The organism is Planctomycetota bacterium (genome assembly GCA_021414025.1).
Classification (GTDB): domain Bacteria; phylum Planctomycetota; class Phycisphaerae; order Phycisphaerales; family SM1A02; genus SYAC01.
In genome coordinates this window covers 784609-801777 of sequence record JAIOPG010000002.1, presented here as the reverse complement: position 1 = coordinate 801777, position 17169 = coordinate 784609, and the positions used below count along the sequence as shown (strand labels likewise).

General features: G+C 61.8%; 15 protein-coding genes, 1 tRNA gene and 1 pseudogene. 5 read left to right on the top strand and 12 right to left on the bottom strand.

From position 1 onward, the window contains the following. Position 1: 1 nt before the first annotated feature. The 3 genes from K8R92_04215 to K8R92_04205 all read left to right on the top strand — a co-directional run bounded on the left by K8R92_04215 (position 2) and on the right by K8R92_04205 (position 2987). Positions 2–826, top strand: a complete 825-nt coding sequence (locus K8R92_04215; GenBank protein ID MCE9619094.1) for a hypothetical protein — start codon at positions 2–4, stop codon at positions 824–826. A 272-nt stretch (positions 827–1098) separates the two neighbouring features. Next, a complete protein-coding gene (locus K8R92_04210) occupies positions 1099–1395 on the top strand; it encodes a hypothetical protein (GenBank protein ID MCE9619093.1) in 297 nt (98 codons plus the stop codon). Positions 1396–1490: 95 nt separating this feature from the next. Next, entirely contained in the window at positions 1491–2987 is a 1497-nt protein-coding gene (locus K8R92_04205) for an RNA-directed DNA polymerase (GenBank protein ID MCE9619092.1), read from the top strand. Positions 2988–3117: 130 nt separating this feature from the next. On the opposite strand, the gene polX is transcribed toward K8R92_04205, so the two are convergent. The 7 genes from polX to K8R92_04170 all read right to left on the bottom strand — a co-directional run bounded on the left by polX (position 3118) and on the right by K8R92_04170 (position 11686). Next, entirely contained in the window at positions 3118–4872 is a 1755-nt protein-coding gene (gene polX / locus K8R92_04200) for a DNA polymerase/3'-5' exonuclease PolX (GenBank protein ID MCE9619091.1), read from the bottom strand. Positions 4873–4918: 46 nt separating this feature from the next. After that, positions 4919–4992, bottom strand: a tRNA-Arg gene (locus tag K8R92_04195). Further along, the gene (locus K8R92_04190; protein MCE9619090.1) at positions 4983–6593 is read right to left on the bottom strand and encodes an NADH-quinone oxidoreductase subunit N; all 1611 of its coding nucleotides are present in this window, start codon (positions 6591–6593) and stop codon (positions 4983–4985) included. The genes K8R92_04195 and K8R92_04190 overlap by 10 nt, the downstream gene beginning before the upstream one ends. Further along, positions 6590–8218: an NADH-quinone oxidoreductase subunit M gene (locus tag K8R92_04185; GenBank protein ID MCE9619089.1), complete on the bottom strand. Its 1629-nt coding sequence runs from the start codon at positions 8216–8218 to the stop codon at positions 6590–6592. The genes K8R92_04190 and K8R92_04185 overlap by 4 nt, the downstream gene beginning before the upstream one ends. Beyond that, positions 8215–10371, bottom strand: coding sequence for an NADH-quinone oxidoreductase subunit L (nuoL, locus tag K8R92_04180; protein ID MCE9619088.1), 2157 nt, complete (start codon positions 10369–10371; stop codon positions 8215–8217). The genes K8R92_04185 and nuoL overlap by 4 nt, the downstream gene beginning before the upstream one ends. Beyond that, on the bottom strand, positions 10368–10706 hold the full coding sequence (gene nuoK, locus K8R92_04175) for an NADH-quinone oxidoreductase subunit NuoK (protein ID MCE9619087.1): 339 nt from the start codon (positions 10704–10706) through the stop codon (positions 10368–10370). The genes nuoL and nuoK overlap by 4 nt, the downstream gene beginning before the upstream one ends. Next, positions 10703–11686, bottom strand: a complete 984-nt coding sequence (locus tag K8R92_04170; GenBank protein ID MCE9619086.1) for an NADH-quinone oxidoreductase subunit J — start codon at positions 11684–11686, stop codon at positions 10703–10705. Before K8R92_04170 ends, nuoK begins: the two co-directional genes overlap by 4 nt. 200 nt (positions 11687–11886) lie before the next feature. On the opposite strand from K8R92_04170, the gene pgsA reads away from it, so the two are divergent. Then, positions 11887–12546, top strand: coding sequence for a CDP-diacylglycerol--glycerol-3-phosphate 3-phosphatidyltransferase (gene pgsA / locus K8R92_04165; GenBank protein ID MCE9619085.1), 660 nt, complete (start codon positions 11887–11889; stop codon positions 12544–12546). Then, positions 12543–13082, top strand: a complete 540-nt coding sequence (locus K8R92_04160) for a phosphatidylglycerophosphatase A (GenBank protein MCE9619084.1) — start codon at positions 12543–12545, stop codon at positions 13080–13082. The genes pgsA and K8R92_04160 overlap by 4 nt, the downstream gene beginning before the upstream one ends. On the opposite strand, the gene K8R92_04155 is transcribed toward K8R92_04160, so the two are convergent. The 5 genes and pseudogenes from K8R92_04155 to K8R92_04135 form a co-directional block, all read right to left on the bottom strand. After that, entirely contained in the window at positions 13069–13521 is a 453-nt protein-coding gene (locus K8R92_04155; GenBank protein ID MCE9619083.1) for a hypothetical protein, read from the bottom strand. The genes K8R92_04160 and K8R92_04155 overlap by 14 nt on opposite strands. Positions 13522–13536: 15 nt before the next feature. Continuing rightward, a complete protein-coding gene (locus K8R92_04150; protein ID MCE9619082.1) occupies positions 13537–13998 on the bottom strand; it encodes an SRPBCC domain-containing protein in 462 nt (153 codons plus the stop codon). A gap of 89 nt (positions 13999–14087) precedes the next feature. After that, positions 14088–15519 (bottom strand): annotated as a pseudogene (locus tag K8R92_04145) (DUF1254 domain-containing protein). A gap of 168 nt (positions 15520–15687) precedes the next feature. After that, positions 15688–16362 carry a hypothetical protein gene (locus K8R92_04140; protein MCE9619081.1) on the bottom strand — a complete coding sequence of 225 codons (675 nt, stop codon included), beginning with the start codon at positions 16360–16362 and terminating at the stop codon, positions 15688–15690. After that, on the bottom strand, positions 16363–17151 hold the full coding sequence (locus K8R92_04135; GenBank protein ID MCE9619080.1) for a hypothetical protein: 789 nt from the start codon (positions 17149–17151) through the stop codon (positions 16363–16365). It lies immediately after the preceding gene. Positions 17152–17169: the final 18 nt, after the last annotated feature.

Sequence of the window (17169 nt, the reverse complement as noted above, 5' to 3'; positions counted from 1 at the left end):
CATGGCGTTCTATATTAGAGATCTTCGCAACAAGTACGATCACGCCAATAGCGAGGACATTCTACCTGAAGAGGTTTTTGCAGATTGCCTCGTTGTTCTCTGCTTCACCTCTCGCTCAAAGCACTTGCTTGAAAATAAGTCGCCTGCCGAGGGTGTTGAAGCCATCATCTTAAATCTCATCCCTCGTCTACTAGACATCTTCATTGAAAAGCGCAACATCCTGTTGGATTCCAACAAGAATTTATCTGAGCCAACCTCTATGGTTCAAATGCCCGAGAGCGCCCGGCCTACTCCTTATGCGGCAATTGAGCAAAAACTAGATGAACTCATGAGTTATGCCCAAGAGTCGCGCCAGGATCTTGATGCCACGAGGAAGGAAAGTCTTGCACTCAGATCTTTGCTTGCCAGTCTCGCAGCTCAATATGTCACTCTCGCGGAACAAACAGCATCCCGCCCGTCTATGGTGGAGCAAACGGATACGGACGAAGACGACTTCGCCAACCCCAGCGATTTTGACGAAGATACCGAACAGCCGGTTAGAAGTGCCATCCTTCCTTCACTTACTGTTGAAGAAGCACGCGAACTCCTGATTGCCCTGCGCTGGCGGATTTGGGATGAACTTGGAATCGGGCCCTCAACAACCGGAATATTACGCAAAAGTCTAATGTTGTCCTTTTTGAAAAACCGTATTACAAGCGCGGAGGCTCTCGCCTTGTCGCAAGATGCGATCGAACAACTACAGAAAACAGAACCGAACCAGTTAAAGTACCTCCCAGACATTTTTGCCATAGTAAGCCGAATCAGCAGTAGCGATAGCTCTCTTTGAATGGGTCAACGTGCGCATGGCCAAGTTGTGGCGCGGTCGTAAGGCTGTCACAGAGCGAGATCGCGTTCATCAGGGCGTGCCGGCGAATCACAGTTAGGCTGATCCGCATAAAACTTCACCCTCATCCATGAAGTAGGTGCATGCCAAGTCATGGCAAGCGGTTGCATGTGTGAGCGATTGAATCTTGAAGTGTGTTAGACTGACATGCGATCGGGTTCTGCGGCGTAGGCGGATAGGTCTAATCATTGTCGGGCACCACGAAGGGGATTGCTGTGAAAGACATGAAAGATGAGTTGCGGACTATCTATGCGCAGTGGCAAGAGGCGAGAGAGGTCACGGAAGTGCTTCGCGAAACCTGTGCCGCGATGATTCGTGGAAAGCGTTTGTATTTGCAAGCGGCATCGCTCGTAGGTGTAAAGAGTCAGCAGGCCAATACTCTGCATAGTGAGTTGGTGGTCGCAGCACAGAAGGAGTACTTTGACGCCTTCACGCGCGAGTGCGAACTGTCCGATACGTATACGGCATTAAAGATAGGCATTCCGGTTCCTCCCAATAGGACTAGACGGTAGTGGTGCCCAACAAGGAGCTCCAGAGGACAAGCCTTCGCAGCGGTCACGGTCCGCTGCCGCGTATTGCGCGGCATCGTGAAATGGCTAGCGGATTCATGAAGCGATTGATTGACCTATCCAACGAGGAGGCACGTGCCCACTTCTTGAAGGGCAGCAGCTACTTCAACGGGGATCTACCTAGGTACATTAGTTTCGAACCGATATTGAGTGATGTTGCGACCGTGCTTGATGGGCGTAACTACGCTCAATTTCAGAAGACCAACCCCAGCGATCTTCCGAATGTCAACTATAACTTTATTGCTAACAAGGATGGAAAGTTCGCCTGGCGCCCTTACGAGCTGATGCATCCGGCCATTTATGTCTCTTTGGTAAATGTCATTTGTGAGGAAGAAAACTGGGACAGCATAGGAACACGACTCCGAGCATTTGAAGGTGGAGTAGTCGATTGTTGTAGTGCCCCGGTGATGTCGGTCGATGATCAATCAGATGTTGCTGCGCAGATAAAAAGCTGGTGGCAAAGCGTCGAGCAACGTTCACTGACATATTCTTTAGAGTTCAGCCATCTTCTTCATACCGATGTAACCGACTGCTATGGTTCCCTGTACACGCACAGCATTGCCTGGGCGCTTCACGGCCTAGAAGAGTCCAAGAGGAACAAACGTAACAACTCCCTTCTCGGCAACATAATTGATTCACATATCCAAGCTAGTCGCTACGGCCAAACCAATGGCATCTCGCAAGGTTCAGTTCTCATGGACTTCGTGGCAGAGCTTGTCCTTGGATTTGTAGACGAACAGATCAATGACGCGATCAAGGCTAGCAGGGACATTCGAATACTCCGATACAGGGATGACTATAGGATTTTTGCAAATAGCGACGAGCGCGCAGAAGCAGTTTTAAAAATCGTGAGCGACAAGTTGCGATTAGTGGGCATGAAGCTCGGAGTATCAAAAACTTTTGTTTGTAGAAACGTTGTCGAAGGGTCTATTAAGCCGGATAAGCTGGCTGGCATCGAGCTTCAAGACCTGGGAAGTGCCAATGCCAAAACTATTCAAAAACAGCTCCTGAGGTTGCACTCTTTTGGTCAACGCTTCCCGAATAGCGGTGCTCTCCGGAGGCTAGTGGGCGAGTTCCACACCAGGATTTCTAAACAGAATGACGCTCCAGAAGATCTAGAAGTACAGGTCGCTATTGCAACTGATATTGCATCTGTTTCGCCGGCAACGTTTCCAGCTGTTGCAGGTATCTTGAGTCATTTGATTTCACTTGCGCCAAGTCAAGAGAAAGTGCGCCTATGGACGAAAGTGCGTGGAAAGATGGCTCGCGTTCCCTACAACGGCTATCTTGAAATCTGGTTACAGCGAGTCATACAGCCTAAGGCTGTCGGCATCATGTTCGAAAGCGATGAACCCATTTGCCAGATAGTGAACAGGGGATCGCCGCAGTTGTGGGAATCTTGTTGGATTTTCAACGATGCGCTGAAAAAATCTTTGGAGGTTACGAAGATTGTAGTATCAGATGCGAGCGAAGTTGAGGAAGTAGTTCAGCCTAAAGAAGTGGAATTGTTCAAACAGAATGCATTGGCGTACTAAATCACTCGAAAGTACTCGCCAGTGCTATTGACGCCGAACAAAGCGTTACAGGTGACAAGACTCATGCAGATCCACTACCTGGAAATAGTGACCCGGTATGTCGACGCAGTGTGCGTGGCCTTTGGCAACTTTAGTTCCGCCCACGCGACAGCCGCCACTTCTCGAACTTCTTCCATGGCCACGCGTTGACGCAGCCCTCCGGCGGCAAGCCCGCGCGCCGCGCCGTCAGGATTCCGTACCTCAGAAAATCAAAGTGCTCGCTCGCGTGGGCGTCGGTGTTGATCGAGATCATCGCGCCGCCTTCATGCGCCGCCCGCACCATCGCGTCGCGCAGGTCCAGCCGCGCCGGGTTTGAGTTGATCTCAAGAGCCACCTTGGCCTTGGCCGCCGCCGCGATGACCTGCTTCATGTGCGGCTCGAGACCCGGCCGCCCATTGATGATCCGCCCCGTCGGATGTCCGATCACATGCACGTATGGATTGGCGATGGCCTTGAGAAGGCGTTCCGTGGCCGCATCCGGCGTCTGCTTGAGAGCAGTATGCGGACTGGCGACCACCCAATCCAGCTCCGCGAGCACTTCGTCGGGATAGTCCAGATGCCCGTCGGCCAGGATGTCCACCTCGCTGCCGACCAGCACGTGGATGTCCTTTGCCTTCTTCGCGGCCTTGCGGATGGCCGCCGCATGCTCGCGCAGCCGCTCGATCGACAGCCCGTTGGCCTGGGCGCTGGACCTGCTGTGATCGGTGATGGCGATGCAATCAAAGCCGCGGCTCCTGGCCTCCTCGATCAGCTCCTCGATGGAGAGCCCGCCGTCGCTGGCCGTGGTGTGGGCGTGCAGCTCGCGGCGGATGTCCTTGATGTCGATCAGCCGCGAGGTGAGATTCTTCTCGCACTCGTCGCGGCCCTGGCGCAGCTCGGGGGCGATCCACTCCAGCCCGAGCTTGGCGTAGATCTCCTCCTCGCTCTTGCTCGCGACCGCCTTCACGCCGCGCTGCTGCGGCGGAGTCTCGTTACCGTCGTCGGGGAAGAGGCCATATTCGTTGAGGCGCATTTTCTGCGCGATCGCCCTTTCGCGCAGGATCACGTTGTGGTCCTTGCTGCCCGTGAAGTAGAGCAAGGCCGCGCCCCAATCAGCGGGGGGGATGGCGCGAAGATCGACCTGCATGCCGTTGTGCAGGCGCACGCTGGACTTGGTTTCACCCGAGGCCAGCACCTTGGCGACCTGCGGGTGCTTGCAGAGGAACTCCATCGCGGCGGCGGGCTTGAGCGTGGCCGCCAGCAGGTCGATGTCGCCGATGGTTTCCTGCCCTCGCCGCAGGCTTCCCGCGTAGTCCGCCTGCTTGACCCCCGGCACTTTCCGCAGCTCCTGCACAAAGGCCTCGGCGATCGGCAGGGCGTCGCCCAGTCTCGCCCGCTCTCCGGCCGTCTCGAGAAACGCAAGATTCTCCGCGATGTTCTTGAGGGTCTTCTCGCCCATGCGCGGCAGCTTGGCCAGCGCGCCGCTTGCAAGCTGCTTCTTGAGCGTGGCAAGATTCGTGACACCGCCCTGTTCCCAGAGCAGCTTGACCGTCTTGGGCCCCAGCCCCGGCACGCGCAGCACGTCGATCAGCCCGGGCGGCAGCTTCGCCAGCAGCTCGTCGTGTCCCTTGATCTTTCCGGTCTTGACGAACTCCTCGATTTTCTGCACTGTCGCCGCGCCGAAGCCCTCGATGGCACGCAGCTTCTCCGGATCGCCCTTGACCAGATCCGCGACATCGTCGGCCAGGTCTTCCAGCACCCGCGCCGCCTTGCGGTGGGCCAGCACCTTGAAGGGGTTCTCGCCCAGCACTTCGAGGGCGTCGGCCATCTGGAAGAAGAGTTTGGCAATCTCGGCGTTGACGCTCATCGGACTTCCTCAGCTGTGTCCGCCGGATTCACGCGGTGAAAGAAAGCGCGGCTGGCAGGACTCGAACCTGCAACCCCAAGCTTCGTAGGCTTGTGCTCTATCCAATTGAGCTACAGCCGCGTGGGCGAAGAGTGTAGCGGAAGTTTCACCTTGGGCTTGGCCGTGGTGAGCGGGCGGGCCGGGTCGCCGCCGGCACTGCTGGCCAGGATCCGCGACGAGAAGATCGGCAGGACAATCACCAGCACGGCCGCCACTGCTGCGGCGAAGCGCGGCCATGAGCTGGGTCCCTTGAGCACGCCCTCGGAAGATGTGCCCGGCGGCGAGAGGATCGGCACGCCGACCAGCCGCAGGTAGTACCAGACGCTGATGGCGCTGTTGAGCGCGGCGATGATCACCAGCGGCGTGTGGCCCGCCTCGATGCCCGCCATGAAGAGCATCAGCTTCGCCCAGAACCCCACCAGCGGGGGCATGCCCATGAGCGAGCCGCTTCCGATGGCCAGCCACGACGCGAGCCCTGGGTAGCGCCGCCCGATGCCGCTGAGTTCCTCGAAGCTTTCGACGTCCTCGCCGCGCTTCTGCAGCCCGGAGAGGGCGCCGAAGATGGCGAGGTTGGTGACGCCGTAGGAGATCATGTAGAAGAGCAGCGACTGGAAGCCCAGGCCGGGTCCCGCGATGATCGCCAGCACCATGTAGCCCGAGTGGGAGATCGAGCTGTAGGCCAGCATGCGCTTGACCGACTTCTGCAGCAGCGCGCCGATGTTGCCCAGCGTCATCGTGAGCGCACAGATCATCCAGAGCGTGGCCAGGATCGGCGCCGGCAGACCGGCGATCACCTGTCCATTGGTGGAGAGTCCGGCGTGGCCCGCCCATCCCACCGTGCTCAGCAGCACCGCCAGCGCGGAGAAGCCCGCCATCTTGGGAATAAAGGAGAGGAATCCGGTGACGGGGTTCGCGGCACCTTCGTACACGTCCGGCGCGTAGAAGTGCATCGGCGCCGCGGCCAGCTTGAAGCAGAAGCCCAGGATGCAGAAGATCAATCCCGTGATGCCCAGCGCGTCGATGCCGCCGCGGGCGGTCTGGTCGGCGAAGACCTCGCGGATGGTGGAGAGCTGCAGCGAGCCGGTGCTGCCGTAGATCAGGGCGAAGCCATACAGGAAGATCGCCGTGCTCATGGCGCCGAGGAAGAAGTACTTCACCGCGGCTTCCTGCGCGCGGCGCGTGCCGCGGCTCATGGCCACCATGATGTAGGTGGGCAGGCTGGTCAGCTCCAGGGCCAGGAAGAACCACACCAGATCGGGGCTGCCCGGGATCAGCATCGCGCCGCAGATGCTCAGCAGCATGAAGGCGTGGAACTCGCCGCGCACCACGCGGATCGGATCAAAGGCGGTGACGCCGCGGGCGACGGCGTCCTCCATGCGGCGATCGACGTGGCCGACCGCGATGGCCACCAGGCCCAGTCCGACCACAAGGATTATGACCTTGATGATCTTGTTGAAGCCGGGCATCAGCACGCCCGCCTGCTCAGCGGCCTCGTTGGAGTAGCCGGTGGCCAGTGCGGCCAAGGCGGCCAAGAGCGTGAAGGCGGCGATCATCGGAACGCTTTTGCGGATCGTGCGGCTCTTGCTCAGGCCCAGGATGCTGACCACAACGCTGCCGCCGAAGACGATGATCTCCGGCATCAGCACCGCGATCTTCGGGCCCATGGGAAGGAAGGCGCTCATCGCGGGGCCTCCGCGTGCACGGTGGGCTTGTTCGGGTTGGGCGTGCCCAGCTTGGCGTTGTGGGCGTCGATCACCTTGGGGAAGCTCGCCAGGGTTTCCTTCACGTTGGGCTCGACCGCGTTGAGAATCGGCTGCGGATAGAGGCCGATGGCCAGGCAGACCAGCGCGATCGGCGCCAGGATGGCGATCTCGCGGAAGTTGAGGTCGCGCGGCAGTTCGCTGGCGGCGTGCTCGCCGTGGTGGCCCGCGTGTCCGTCGCCGTGCGGTTCACGAAGTGGACCCCAGACGATCTTGCCCAGCATGATGAGCAGGTACATCGCGCCAAGAATCAGTCCGATGGCCGCGATAACCGCATACCAGGGGCCGAGCACGCCGGGATAGCCCGCGGGCTGGTCATGCTCGGCTACGAAGGCGCCCATCAGACAGAGGAACTCGCCGATGAATCCGTTGAGGCCCGGCAGGCCAACGCTGGAAAGCGTGAAGACGATCATGAAGAAGCTCCACACCGGCATCCGCGCCACCAGTCCGCCCAGTTGCTCCATGTCCTTGGTGTGGTATCGCTCGTAGATCATGCCGATGCAGAGGAACAAGGCGCCGGTGCTCAGGCCGTGGTTGACCATGTACATCACCGCGCCCTGCAGGCCGATTGGGTTGAGCGCGAAGAGTCCCAGCACCACGAAACCCATGTGGCTGACCGATGAGTAGGCGATCAGCTTCTTGATGTCGGTCTGCACCCAGCAGACCAGGCTCATGTAGAGGATGGCGATGATGCCCAGGATCGCGAAGAAGGTGGAGCACTCCACCGCGCCGATCGGCGACATCGGCAGCGCGAAGCGGAAGACGCCGTAGGTGCCCAGCTTCAGCAGCACGCCGGCCAGGATCACGCTGCCGCCGGTGGGGGCCTGGTCGTGGGCCAGTGGCAGCCACGAATGGGTCGGGAAGAAGGGGGTCTTGATGGCGAAGCCCACGATCAATCCCACGAAGACCCAGAATTGCTCGCGGTCGCTCAGCTGCGTGCTGGAGAACTTGACCAGCTCCTCGATGCCGAAGGTCCAGGTGCCGGCGCTCTCAAAGTGGCGCACCGCGACGAAGATGACCGCGGTGAGCGTGAAGACGCTGCCCAGGAAAGTGAAGATGAAGAACTTGATCGCCGCCGGCCCGCGCATCGGGCCGCCCCAGATGCTGATGAGGAAGAACATCGGGATCAGCGTGAACTCGTAGCCGATGTAGAAGAAGATCAGATCGCGGCTCATGAAGGCCAGCAGCATGCTGGTCTCCAGCACCATGAACCAGGCGTAGTACTCGCGCTGCCGCGTGCGGATGGCGCTGAAGCTGCCGGCGATCGAAAGCGGCGTGAGGAAGACCGTCAGCAGCACCAGCAGCATGCTGACCGAGTCCACGCCGATCTTCAGATCCACGCCGAAGCTGCCAAGGATTGAAGTGCTGCCCTCGTTGGGCCAGAAGCCGCCGGTGCTCCAGTTGGGGAATTGCACCGCGAAGACCGCGCCCGCGATGAACGTCGCGGTGGAGCCGGCGAAGGCGATCCACTTCGCGGAATGCTGCGAGCTGAACGCAATGGCGGCCGCGGTGAGGATTGGCAGGATGAGGAGGAGGTGATGGATCAAGTCGCGCCTCCGCTGATCCAGCGATAGACGATCCAGGCGATGACCAGGGCCGCGCCGCCGGCCATTGTGGTGGCATAGCCCTGCAGCACGCCGTTGTAGAGCGGCTGGAAGAGTCGGCCAAAGGCGGCGGGAATGCGGCCGAAGCCGTTGACCAGCAGTCCGTCCACCACATGCTTGTCGGTGAAGTGCAGGATGTGTCCGGTGATCCACGCGGGACCGCGGAAGAGCGCGTGATAGATCTCATCCACGTACCACTTGTTCTCCATGGCCACCGGGATCCAGCGCACGGAGTTGTGGGCCAGCAGCCAGGCGCGAAGGCGATCAGCGGCCCGTCGCTGCAGCAGATGGAAGTACATGGCCACGCCGATGCCGCCAAGCGCCGCGATGGTGCCGAAGACCTCGACCAGCTTGTGCGGATTCATGCCAAAGCAGACCGCGTCGTGGACATGGGCTTCGACGCTGCCCGCGACGGCGGAGGAGTGCGCGATCATGACCTGCGCCCAGTTCTCATGTCCTTGCAGCGCCATGTAGCCGGGAATGCCGGTGGCGAAGGCGCCAAGCATGATCAGGATCAGGACGCCATTGATGGCCAGGCGCGGCGCGTGGGGATGGAATTCGTGCGAAGCGTGCTTGTCGTGCGCCCCGTGATGGTGGTCGTCGTGATTGTCGTGATCGTCGTGGCCTTCGTCGCCGGGCATGTAGAAGACCGGCCCCGCGCAGACGCGGAACCAGACGCGGAAGGAGTAGTAGGCGGTCAAGGCCGCGGTGATCAGGCCGATCCAGCCCAGCCAGAAGAATCCGTGATCGGTCCCACCGATCGCCTGCACCAGGATCAGATCCTTGCTGAGCATGCCCGCGGTGAAGGGGAAGGCGCTGAGCCAGAGGCAGCCGATGAGCATGGTCCAGCTGACGATCGCGAAGCCGGGCACGCGGCGCAAGCCTGAGAGTTTGCGAAGATCAAGCTGCCCCGCGAAGCCATGCATGACGGCTCCGGCGGTGAGGAACAAAAGGGCCTTGAAGAAGGCGTGCGTCAGCGTGTGATAGGCGGCGCCGAAGGTGGTGCCCACGCCCAGCCCCATGAACATGTAGCCGAGCTGACTGATGGTGCTGTAGGCGAAGACGCGCTTGAAGTCATATTGCGCCATGCCGATGGTGGCGGAGAAGATCGCGGTCAGCCCGCCGACCCAGGCCACGGTGGCCAGCGCGTCGGGATGCAGCGCGAAGAGCGGATACATGCGGGCGATCAGGTAGACGCCCGCGGTCACCATAGTCGCGGCGTGGATCAGCGCCGACACCGGGGTCGGTCCTTCCATCGCGTCGGGCAACCAGACGTAGAGAGGAAGCTGCGCACTCTTGCCGAAGGCGCCCAGCATCAGGCAGAAGGGAATCAACGCGCGGTCGAAGCCGCCCACGCCGCGCGCGGTGTCGTTCCACACCTGGAAAAGCGTGCTGTACTCGATCGAGCCATAGTTCACCCAGATCAGCCAGATGCCCACGGCCAGGCCGAGGTCGCCGACGCGGTTGACGATGAAGGCCTTCTTGCCCGCGGCCACGGCGGAAGGCTTCTTGTAGAAGTAACCGATGAGCAGATAGCTGGCCAGACCGACGCCCTCCCAGCCCAGATAGAGCAGCAGCAGGTTGTCGGCCAGCACCAGCGTGCACATCGCCAGAATGAAGATGCTCACGCCGTTGAAGAATCGCGCGTAGCCCTTGCCGACGTCGGCTTCCATGTACTCGGTGGCGTAGAGCGCGATCAGCGTTCCCAGGCCGGTCACGAAGAGCATCCAGAAGAGTGTGAGTCCGTCGAGGTAGATGCTGACATCCGCTTGAAGCGAGTGCCACTTTGATTGATCGCCCCAGCGGAAGTTCATCCAATCCCAGAGGTGGATCGTGACCGGATCGCCCGCCTCGCCGCGCAGGAAGTAGAGCTTGAGCACCAGCGCGAAGGAGCCCGCCAGCGCCAGCACCGTGATCCAGCCGGGCAGCTTGTTCTTCACCCGAAGCGCGGCGCAAAGGCCGGTGAGCACCACGGAGATCGCAGGCAGCAGCAGGATCCAACCCGCCCAGCGCAGGTCGGGCATGGCGACGGCCTTTGCGACCGCCGTGACGGCGGCGTGAGCGGGGGCCTCATGTTGTGCCAGAAGCATCATCATTCGTGCAGCTCCGACCACGCTTCGCTGTTGAGGGTTTCCTTGCGGCGGAAGAGCAGCACGACAAGACCGAGGGCCAGAGCAGCTTCAGCTGCCGCGACCGTCAGGATGAAGATCACAAAGATCTGCCCGCCGGTGTCCATGCGCATCCGCCCGAAGGCGATGAAGGCCAGGGCCGCGGCCTGGAACATGATCTCGGTGGAGAGGAACATCAGGATCATGTTGCGCCGCACCAGGAATCCGACCAGACCCGTGACAAAGAGCAGCGCGCTCAAGGCGAGCGTGACGGTGACGGCGTGCGAGGCGCCGAACTGAGTCGAAGCCAGCAGGTGCGTCATGCGCCACCTCCCGGAGCAGCACGCTCGTGATCCGGTACGTCCAGCACGATGCGGCGCAGGCCCGCGGCGTCGCGCGCCGAGTCCTCGCCAAACTCGATCTGGCGGCGGGCCAGCACCACGGCGCCGAACATGGCCATCAGCAGAATCACGCCTGCCAGCTCAAGGCTCGCGGGGTAGCGCGCCACCAAGTCCAGGCCGACCATCTGCGTGTTGTCGATCTTTCCGGCGGCATCAATCGGAATGGTCTTCGTCGTGCCGTCGGCGTTGGTGACCTGTGCCTGCACCACGCTGCCCTGGATTCCGGCGTTGGGGGCGACCGTCACGGTCACCGCGGCGGGATCGACGCGCTTGACGAACTCCATCAGGCGCTTGGGCATCATCACCAGGGCTTCGGCCTGCTGCTTCGCCACTTTCTGATCCAGGTAGGACTCGGCAAGCACGGAGGTGCTCGGCACGCGCTCCACCACCGAGGCAAGCGTGGCGAGCAGGATGAAGCCCACCAGCACCGCGGCCAGCGGCTCGCGCGGAATCTTGTCGTAGTCATCTTCGTCCAGGTGGCCGATCGCTTCGCGCGGACCCTGGTCGGCGAGCATCAGCACAAACATGTAGGTGATCAGGATGGCGCCGGCATAGACGATGATCAGGGCGAAGGCCATGAATTCAGCCTGCAACAGCAGGAAAATGACCGCCGAGGAGATGACGGTGACGATGAAGTAGAGCGCCGCGAAGACCGGCCGCGGATGGGTGATGACCCGGACCGCCGCATAGAGGCCGATGCCCGCCAGGGCGACCAGCAGCGGAATCGGCACGCCGCCGGAGGGCGGTCCGGCGAGTCGAAGCGCTTCGCTGATGAACAATCCCGATCCGGCCAGAGCCAGGATCGCGCCGCCGCGCCGCCATGTTTTTCGCCCCGGGCGCAGCACAAAGAGGAGTCCGACGGCTGCTACGGCACTGGCGATATAGAAAGGAAGAAGCGGCATTGCGTGGGACTTGGGATTCGCGATCAGTGCGTTCGAGATTCGGAAATCGTGAGGTGCAGGACTCCTTCCTGCAACGGGCGCAGGAGAATAAGCGGCGATTGTGCGGCTCGCAACCCGAGCAAATGTGGATTCCGCAGGCGATTCGCCGCAGGATTTTCCGCGGCTCGGACGCCTCTGCGAGAGTCCGTTACAGTGCCTCAATGAACTCCGAGTGGTGGCGATTGCTGCCCAATGCAATCACTTCGGCGAGGCTGGTTCTTGCCGCCGCGATGCTTGCGCTCTTGGAAGTCCTCGGCCGAACGCCGCTTACGGAGCGCGGCGCGCTGGGCTGGTGGGTGAGCATCATGTTCGTCACCGCGGCGCTCTCGGATGTGCTCGACGGATGGCTCGCACGGCGCTGGAATGTCGTCACCCCGTACGGGCGCGTGATGGATCCCTTCGTGGACAAGGTGCTGGTCCTGGGGACTTTTATTTTCCTCGCCTCGTCCGGGCTTTCGACGGGAGCGCCGGAGCTTCACATCACCGGTAGCGGCGTCGCGGCGTGGATGGTGGTGGTCATGGTGGCCCGCGAGCTGCTGGTGACCAGCCTGCGCGGCGTCATGGAAGGCATGGGAAAGCCTTTCCCCGCGGACCGCTTTGGAAAAGCGAAAATGCTGATGCAATGCATCGCCATTCCCTGGTGCGTCTTCGCGGCGAGCGAGACCTGGCTCCCGCAGACCGATTGGTGCCGCATCGGCCACCCGATCGTGCTCTGGTCGGCGGTGGTGCTGACGGTGCTCAGCGGCATTCCGGCGCTGCTGCGGGCGGGATCGCTTCTGGCGGGCCCCGGCTCACCGAAAAAGAGTGATTCCAACTCATGAATTCTGCCTTGCTGCGTCCTGCCCTCGGGTCCATGCGCTGGTGCGGCGTGACTGCGTGCGGCCTGGGTCACATGCGACCGGCGTCGGGCACGTGGGGAAGCTTGCCGCCCGTGGTGCTGGCAGGCGTGCTCGCCTTCATCGGCGTCTCGCAACCGGTGTGGATCATCACGATGGTGATCGTGGCCGCGGCGGCGTCCTGGATGTGCGTGCGGTGGGGGACCGCCGCCGAGCAGGCGATCGGCCGGAAGGATCCCTCCGAAGTGGTGATCGACGAAGTGGCGGGTCAGGCCGTGGCATTGGCGATGGTCTGGGATGCGGCGCTCGCCCCGGGCGGCGTCGGCGCGTTTGAACACTCCATTGTCGTGGGCGGCACCGCGTTTGTGTTGTTCCGCATTTTCGACATTGTGAAGCCATGGCCCATCGGCGGATTGCAGCGATTCCACGGCGGCACGGGCATTGTCCTGGACGACCTCGCAGCGGGATTCGCCGCGGGTTTGACTCAGCTGCTGCTGAGATACCTCTTCAGTTTCTGTTGAGATCCCGCAGCGGCGTCCCCGCATTCTCCGCCTGGTCGATGGTCTGCTCCTCGGAAATTTTCTTCGGGCGAATCAGGATCATGGTCACGAAGACGTAGATGCTGGTCACCGCCATCATGGCGGAGAGGGTGACCTGCGTTCCCTGCTTGCCGGTCTCGTAGAGGTCGTAGGCGCGCATCGCCAGCAGCACGGCGCTGATGACCGGCATGACGAGGGCAAGGTGAATGCCGATCATGCCCACCTTGTAGTTGCGCTTGATCATCACCGACATGATCGACAGGGCCAGAGTGAGAATGGCCAGCGACAGGGGCAGAAAGGCGGCGCCCCATCCGGTTTCGTTCTGCGTGGTGAGCTTGAACCCAAGCAGGGTGGTTCCAAAGAGAAGAATGGAGTAGCTGAGGCTGACGAGGGCGAACCAGATGGTGCGAAGTGGGGGCATGGATTCCTTCCGCGGCTAGAGCGGCCGCTCTTTTCTCATATCGACTTTTGCCTCGAGGACCGTTCGAAGATTGCACATGTACCAACGCCAGCTCTCGGCGTCGTTGGCGGCCACAAGGATGGAATCGGCGTTGTCCCGGAAGGGACCGTGACGGTGGATGACGCGGGCGCCTTCCTCAGGCTCCGGCGTGACGACCCATTCAATGGGCACGGCTTCGTCGTCCAGGCCGACCGGCCACGCCCAGGTGACCTTGCCGCCCGCGTCGTAGTCGAGAATGGGCACTTCAAAGGAGCGGCGAAACTTGGCGTCCCATCCCAGCTTCATGGTGCCGCCCTTGCGAAGATCGACCTCCGCGGCGAGCGTGAGCCAGCGCGTCAGGCCGTCGGCGGTGGTGAAGCAGGCGAAGACATCCTCGTAGTGCGCGGCGATGGTCTCCTTCAGCGTGACCCAGATGCCGTCGTTCTCTTTTCGTACCACGGCGGAATGGTAGCGAATCGAAGCGGCGAATCGCGCGCGGAGACACGGAGCTCTCTGTGCATTGCGCGTATCTCTCGCCGCACGCGGCCTTACGGCGCTTCCTTCACCTCGGGGATTTTCCAGGAACCGTCGAGGATCGAGGGCGGCTTCTCCTTGGGCCAGTACAGCCGCATCATCAGGACGAACTCGCCCTCAGGCGCGGGCAGCCAGTTTGATTCCTTCTCCTTGCCGGGTGAGTTGTGCTGGATGTAGAGATCGATCGAGCCGTCGGCATTGGCCGCGAGCGCATTGCGCTGGCTCAGCGTGTAGCGGTTGAGCGGATTCTCCACGAAGAAGTACTCGGCGTTGTACATCGTGAGCGACCAGAAGCCGTCGACTGGCGGCAGATCGCCCTTGGCGAAGTGCATGACATACTTTGTCGCGCCGCTGTACTTCTTCAGGACATCCGGTCCCTCCGAGGTCGGATAGACGGCGTCCTGCGGCCGGTTGGCGCCAAGGCCGATCGCGGTGATGAGCGCGCTGCAGGTATGAAGTGCCGTAGAGGCCGGTCTTGGTGGTGAAGAGCCAGCCGTTCTCCAACTTCACGTCGCCGGCCACGATGCCCGCCTTGAGCCAACTCATGATCAGCTCCTGCGCGGGCTTGGGCGCCGCGGCGATCCCCTTGGCGATTGCCGGCTCGATTTTGGTTGCATCAAAATCCTTTCCAGGGACGATGCCGATCTTGGCGAGCCGCGCCAGCATCGGCGCATCCTCAGCCGCGGGCGGATTCGTCTTCAGCAGTTCGGCGAAGAGCTTGAAGTAGGACGCGGCATCCATGGCGTGGACCTGCGTGCGGACCGGTGTCTTCATGTCGATGGTCGGATCGACGCGTCCGGGCTTCGGCGTGTAGGGCTTGCCGTAGGAGGAGAGCGGCACGATCGACACCTCGTCCTGCACGGCGTGCACGGCCTTGTAGTCCTCGGGCGTGCCCGTGCAGTAGATGCGACCCAGGATCCAGACCATGCCGGTCGGCGATTTGCACTCGGTCACGCCGGTGGGCAGTGTTCCCGACCAGCCTGGCCCGGTGATCGCATATTTCTGAGCGCCCGTACCCGTGGTGCGCTTGCCGGGAACCTGGAAGACCGAGGTCCATCCATCGAGCATCGGGAAGAGGAAATAGCGGCCCTTCATGTCGGGGATGGAGAGGATCCAGGGCTCCTTCGAAACATCGATCCATGAGATCGTGTAGAGCGTGTCGGCGTTGGGCGCGGTGACATCACGGAACGACGCGTCGGGATAGGTCCGGGCCCGCATGAACTGACCCATCGGCGCGTGCGTCCCCTCGGGGCTTGCGACATTGGTCATGACCCGCCGGGTCATCTCCATCGTGACCAGCGGATAGGCGTAGATGTAGCCCTCCACGGCGATCGCCAGCGACTCGGCTTCCTTCGCGTCGGCCACGGCGAGCGACTTGACATGCGCGGCAACCCGTTCGATGAGCGTCTCTTGTTGCGCGGGGCGCGCCGCGATCAGCGTGAGCATGAGTCCTGCAGCCGCGATCGCTCCGAAAGTTCTCCGTGATTTCATGTGATCAGTCTCTCCTAAATGGGGGTGTCAAAATGCGGGGCGGATATTACACCACGCACTGTGAGCGGGAAGCAACGAGGATTGCTGCTGCATCCCGATGGCCGAGTTCGCTGCAGCGCCGCGCTAGGCGGCGCGTGCGAGTCGGAGCTTGGCACCGAGCAGCGCCGCCACCAGCTTGGTGCCGAAGGAGATCGCGAACAAAACGGCGACGCCAAACGTCAGGCCTACCGCGAGCAGGATGAGCAAATCGATCGTGGCGTACGCCACCCAGACGACCCAAGCCGGCCGCATGCCGAGCGCCCGCCGCCACCATCCTGTCACCCACCAACCTGCGGCAAACATCAGCGGGATGCCGGCCACGATGCTGCAATACGGCCCGGCAACCTGAATGTAATTGTGGTAGTGCTGCGGATCGTGTCCAGGGTCGATGATCAGGCTGTAGACGAACATGTACAAAATGCTCGCGGTGACATTGGCCACCAACACCAGCACGGCCACACCGCACAGCAATGCCACGCGGCCGAGTGTCATGCGTCCTGCCTCGGGATCGCCGAACCATTGCGAATGAGTCTGTGCCACGTGCGCCTGCCGCAGTGCGGACACTTCATGTAGGAGAAGGTGAAGGACCGGCTTGCCTTCCAACGGATTCCGCCCATCTCCCAGATGGACCGCGAGACGCCGCAGGAACACCGCATCATCCACATGCGAGAATCCGCCTCCATGCTCGCGGCCCAGCTGCGAGGCAGCAACCAGACAAAGAATTTTTGAAGTGGTGACATCATTGGGGCACGCCGCCACTCATCCCGCACCCTTGCCCGCGTGACCCGCCGGCGCGCCCGCGGAGGCCGCCGCGGGCGCGGACTTCGGCTTGTGCGAAGAGAATAGTTGCACGAAGAATCCCACGAAGCTCAGCACCGTGGTCGCGAAGGCCCACGCCGAGAGGCGCGGCGAACCATCGCCCCAGATCCCCGAGAGTCCCCACGCGATCAGCAGGCTTCCCGCCGTGGCGGTGACGGCCATCTCGGCGCTTCGGTGCATGAAGAATCCCAGGAACAATCCGGCCATGCCCGCGGCGATGATCGAGGCTCCGAAAAGCGTGCGCTCCGGCGGATCCAGCGTGCTCCAGAAGCGGTTGTAGGCATCCATGGTCTGCTCCTGCAGCGTGGCCGCGTCGGAGTCGGCGGGAGTCCAGACCGCCTTGAGTGCCTCGGTGAATCCGCCCGCGCGGGTCTCGGCAATCGCCCGCGCCTGGTCGGAGGCGATCAGCCCGCGGTCGATGACGGCGGCGGAGATGATTCCCGCGGCCAGCATCGCCACAATCGCGACCGTGATCGCCAATGCGAATCGGTAGGCGAGCAGTGCCAGCAGCAGGCCCGCGAAGGCGCCGATGATTGCATTGGCCCAGGGGGGAAGCGTCTCGATCCCCATCGCCTGGCTCAGCAGCACGCCGGCGGGAATGCCGCACACGAATCCCGCCACCGCCACCGCGCGGTGAACGATGCGCCCGCCGAAGGCCCACAGCACGCCTCCGCAGCCGATCGACAGGCAGGATCCAATCCATGAGAGGGCCAGCAGCGGGATGAACACGCTTGATCTATCGGCTCG

Bases quoted from the DNA above. Each gene is read 5' to 3' on its own strand.
- K8R92_04205 (MCE9619092.1), top strand. From the start codon at position 1,491: ATGAAGCGATTGATTGACCTATCCAACGAGGAGGCACGTGCCCACTTC.
- K8R92_04155 (MCE9619083.1), bottom strand. From the start codon at position 13,521: ATGCCCCCACTTCGCACCATCTGGTTCGCCCTCGTCAGCCTCAGCTAC.
- K8R92_04160 (MCE9619084.1), top strand. From the start codon at position 12,543: ATGAATTCTGCCTTGCTGCGTCCTGCCCTCGGGTCCATGCGCTGGTGC.
- K8R92_04190 (MCE9619090.1), bottom strand. From the start codon at position 6,593: ATGAGCGCCTTCCTTCCCATGGGCCCGAAGATCGCGGTGCTGATGCCG.
- nuoL (MCE9619088.1), bottom strand. From the start codon at position 10,371: ATGATGATGCTTCTGGCACAACATGAGGCCCCCGCTCACGCCGCCGTC.
- K8R92_04170 (MCE9619086.1), bottom strand. From the start codon at position 11,686: ATGCCGCTTCTTCCTTTCTATATCGCCAGTGCCGTAGCAGCCGTCGGA.
- polX (MCE9619091.1), bottom strand. From the start codon at position 4,872: ATGAGCGTCAACGCCGAGATTGCCAAACTCTTCTTCCAGATGGCCGAC.
- pgsA (MCE9619085.1), top strand. From the start codon at position 11,887: ATGAACTCCGAGTGGTGGCGATTGCTGCCCAATGCAATCACTTCGGCG.
- K8R92_04215 (MCE9619094.1), top strand. From the start codon at position 2: ATGGCGTTCTATATTAGAGATCTTCGCAACAAGTACGATCACGCCAAT.
- nuoK (MCE9619087.1), bottom strand. From the start codon at position 10,706: ATGACGCACCTGCTGGCTTCGACTCAGTTCGGCGCCTCGCACGCCGTC.